This is a genomic window from Streptomyces sp. TRM68367, assembly GCF_014495685.1.
Classification (GTDB): Bacteria; Actinomycetota; Actinomycetes; order Streptomycetales; family Streptomycetaceae; genus Streptomyces.
The window spans coordinates 5,934-9,491 of record NZ_JACTVI010000167.1 but is presented as its reverse complement, the minus strand read 5'-3'; the positions used below and the strand labels follow the sequence as shown (position 1 = coordinate 9,491).

Sequence of the window (3,558 nt, the reverse complement as noted above, 5' to 3'; positions counted from 1 at the left end):
CGACGTGCGTGGCGGCCTTGGCGTCCTCCGCGAGGTGGTCGGCGTTCTTCAGCCCCTGCAGGGCTTCGGCGCCTTCGGCCGCGTACTTGGCGCCCTTGACTGCCATCCGGGCACCCAGGGCCGCATCCCCGATCACCGGGATGGCCCCGGCGAAGGAGATACCCGCGTCCAGGTAGTCGCCCTCGGCGGCGTACCAGGCGCCGTTGGCGACGTCGGCGACCGCGCCGACGACCGGGATCATGCCGGCCGCGTCCAGGGCCGTGTGGCCCAGGTCGGAGAGCCAGCCGTGGCCGTCGAGCTCGATGTTGGAGATCGGGTTGCCGCCGCCGAAGGCGTAGCGGTTGCCGGTCAGCGGGTCGGAGATCAGGCCCATGTCGGACAGGGCACCGTTGTACATGTCCCGTGACAGGAAGCGGTTCAGGCCCGGGTCGTAGGTGCGGAAGCCCATGTTGTACGTGCCGGTGGAGCCGTCCACGCGGTCGGCGTTGAACCGGTAGGCGTTGTACGGGTCGCTCGGCGAGTTCGTCGTCGAGCCGGGCTTGTCCGCGCCGGTGTCCTGGCTGGAGTCGTCCGAGCCGTAGGCGGTGTAGCCGTAGGTCGACTTGGTGTCACCGGACTGGTCGGTGACCGCCTGGACATTGGAGTGCGCGTCGTACGTGTAGTACGTCGGCTCCTTCGTCCCGTCCGATGTCCGCCACCGGGACGAGTACGTGGCGGGGCTCTCCACCCGCGGGCTGGTCGAAGGCGGAGAAACGGCCTCTCGAAGGCAGCTGCGCCTTCGAGGGGCCGTACCCCGGGCCATCAGAGCTGGACGGGGATGCCCAGCGCCTTGGCGTACTCCTTGGCCCATCGTCCGGCCGAGCTCTGGATGTCCAGAACCCGGCCGTGCGACAGCTCCACTGGCTCGCCCGCCAGCCGCTCCAGCGCCCGCTGCTCGAGTTCCGCGGAGCCGAGGTCCCGGGCGAGGATGAGCGACTCCACGAGGCGCGCCGGATAGTTCGCGATGGGAAGCCACGCGTACAACCCGCCGCGCGCGACATCGCCCTTCTCCTGGAGCAGCCGGCACAGGTCCGCGCGGTCCTCGACGAAGGTCAGTGACTCTCCGAGCCCGTCGCGCAGCCAGACCGCGACGTCCTCGGTGAACGCGACCGGCCACTCCAGCGATGGGTCGCCGATGCCGCGGATCGGCACGGACAGCCGCCCGTACTCCTCCATGGCATCGCCGAACTTCGCGTCACCGGTGTTCGTGTGCCACAGCAACCGGCCGGTCTTGTCCTTCGACAGCCACGCCACCCATGCCAGGACGCCGTCGTCCCACTGGGCCACCCCCTTGCGCGACACCTCTGCCGAGTCCGGGATGATGCCGGCCGAGATTGCCACCCTCAGGATGCTTGGGGCACTCATCGCACGTGCCACGCGGGCCTCCATCTCAGAGCCACTTCAGCCATCGGAACGGGCTCTTCGGTATCGCTGTCAGGCTGAACGCCACCCGTCCTGGGCGAAACGAACTACCGGTAGTACCGGATCGCGGTAGCCGAGGCGCGCGGCTGCCCGCAATCCCGATTCAGTTCAGACTACAGACGACCGCAAGGGATCAAAACGATCCCATTCAAGACTCCAGAATGCATCAAACCCATTCGCGTATACAAAATCCCGTTCCGAAGCATGCAGGGGATAGACTCCGACTATCTCAACAAGATCACCTTCCTGCTTCGAATCACATTCTCCCGGACTCAGATTAATCACACCTGAACCCCACGGAAATGCTGGATCCGCCAAAAGGATACTACTCATCGGAGAATTATCTACATATCGCTTAATGTGGCCAATGGCTTGCCCGCGATTGAAGGCACACATGCCACGCAAAGCCGCCACCGACCGTGCAGGGACCCTCGCCCACTCAATTTCGTCAGAGCGAACGGTAATGGACAGTTCACGTCCACCCAACGTCCAATCTGGGTGACTCGCCAGAGAGAGCCCATATGTGAACCCAGTGATATAGCCGGGCTCCGGCCTATCGGCATAGGCGAGAGCAGAAACCCGACCCGACCCTGGCACCCGCAACGGCGAAATCTCATGAACGGTGGACTCAGCATCAATCAGAGAATCCAAGCATGCTCGATAGCAGGCGAACCTGTCAGGAGTATCGCGATCATTCATCTTTACCTCTCCCGTTACGTAATACGCCACGCCCGGACGGGCGCTTCCACCCTACATGCGGAAGCGCCCACCCGAACCATCGGATCGAACCTACCCGCTCAGGACGGAGGGAAGAAGTCCCCCAGAGCAGAATCCCACCACTCAGTCTTGGCGTGGTCGATGAATGAGTTGAACTCCTCGAATCTGTCGGCTGGAATTCTCCACTCGGTGAGGCCCTCCATTCCATTCTTATTCGGCAGCGGGTACTCGAGGTCCCCGAAAGCTCTCCGGAAGCCGGACTTCATCGTGAACTGATGGAATCCGAAATCATGGCCATTACCGGCATACTGTGCAGCACCTTCTGGCTTGTTGGCCAGGTATGCCGTAGGATGCGGCCCTTCGTGGTTGGCTGCATTCAGCCCGAACTTCTCACTTGCCCGGTTTCCCTCACCCGGAGAGCGGTAGAGTTTCACCTGGTCATCGGCAGAGTTCTCGGCCGTTTTCTCAGCTGCGGCTTTCTCTGCTGCGGCCTTTTCCGCGGCTGCTTTCTCGGCGGCAGCCTTCTCCGCCGCGGCCTTCTCGGCGGCTGCGGCCTTCTCGGCGGCTGCGGCCTTCTCGGCCTTGGCGGCGTCGGCCGTGTCTTCCGCGCCGTGCGCGGCCGCCTTGGCGTCCTCCCCGAGGTGGGTGGCGTTCTTCAGCCCCTGCAGGGCTTCGGCGCCTTCGGCCGCGTACTTGGCGCCCTTGACCGCCATCCGGGCACCCAGGGCCGCGTCCCCGATCACCGGGATGGCTCCGGCGAAGGAGATACCCGCGTCCAGGTAGTCGCCGTCGGCCGCGTACCAGGCACCGTTGGCGACGTCCGCGACCGCGCCGACGACCGGGATCATGCCGGCTGCGTCCAGGGCCGTGTGGCCCAGGTCGGAGAGCCAGCCGTGGCCGTCCAGCTCGATGTTGCTGATGGGGTTGCCGCCGCCGAAGGCGTAGCGGTTGCCGGTCAGCGGGTCGGAGATCAGGCCCATGTCGGACAGGGCGCCGTTGTACATGTCCCGTGACAGGAAGCGGTTCAGGCCCGGGTCGTAGGTGCGGAAGCCCATGTTGTACGTGCCCGTGGAGCCGTCCACGCGGTCGGCGTTGAAGCGGTAGGCGTTGTACGGGTCGCTCGGCGAGTTCGTCGTCGAGCCGGGCTTGTCCGCGCCGGTGTCCTGGCTGGAGTCGTCCGAGCCGTAGGCGGTGTAGCCGTAGGTCGACTTGGTGTCACCGGACTGGTCGGTGACCGCCTGGACATTGGAGTGGGCGTCGTAGGTGTAGTACGTCGGCTCCTTCGTGCCGTCCGACTTGATCTTCACCTGCGAGAGGCGCTCGCCCCACGGCGAGTACTGGTAGGTCTTGGTGGTTGTCCCGTTCTCGGTCTCGGAGACC

General features: G+C 65.1%; 4 protein-coding genes. All 4 read right to left on the bottom strand.

Going from position 1 to position 3,558, the window contains the following annotated elements:
- A partial coding sequence (locus H8R17_RS43160) for an RHS repeat-associated core domain-containing protein (RefSeq protein WP_316959721.1) occupies nt 1-727 on the bottom strand: 727 nt, incomplete at its 3' end.
- Between the two features lie 74 nt (nt 728-801).
- A complete protein-coding gene (locus H8R17_RS43155) occupies nt 802-1,380 on the bottom strand; it encodes a hypothetical protein (protein ID WP_187828639.1) in 579 nt (192 codons plus the stop codon).
- 189 nt (nt 1,381-1,569) lie between these two features.
- Nucleotides 1,570-2,160, bottom strand: coding sequence for a suppressor of fused domain protein (locus tag H8R17_RS49640; RefSeq protein WP_187828638.1), 591 nt, complete (start codon nt 2,158-2,160; stop codon nt 1,570-1,572).
- 98 nt (nt 2,161-2,258) lie between these two features.
- A partial coding sequence (locus tag H8R17_RS48255; RefSeq protein WP_316959720.1) for an RHS repeat-associated core domain-containing protein occupies nt 2,259-3,558 on the bottom strand: 1,300 nt, incomplete at its 5' end.

Excerpts from the sequence above, each read along its gene's own strand:
- H8R17_RS49640 (WP_187828638.1), bottom strand. The coding sequence starts at position 2,160 with ATGAATGATCGCGATACTCCTGACAGGTTCGCCTGCTATCGAGCATGC.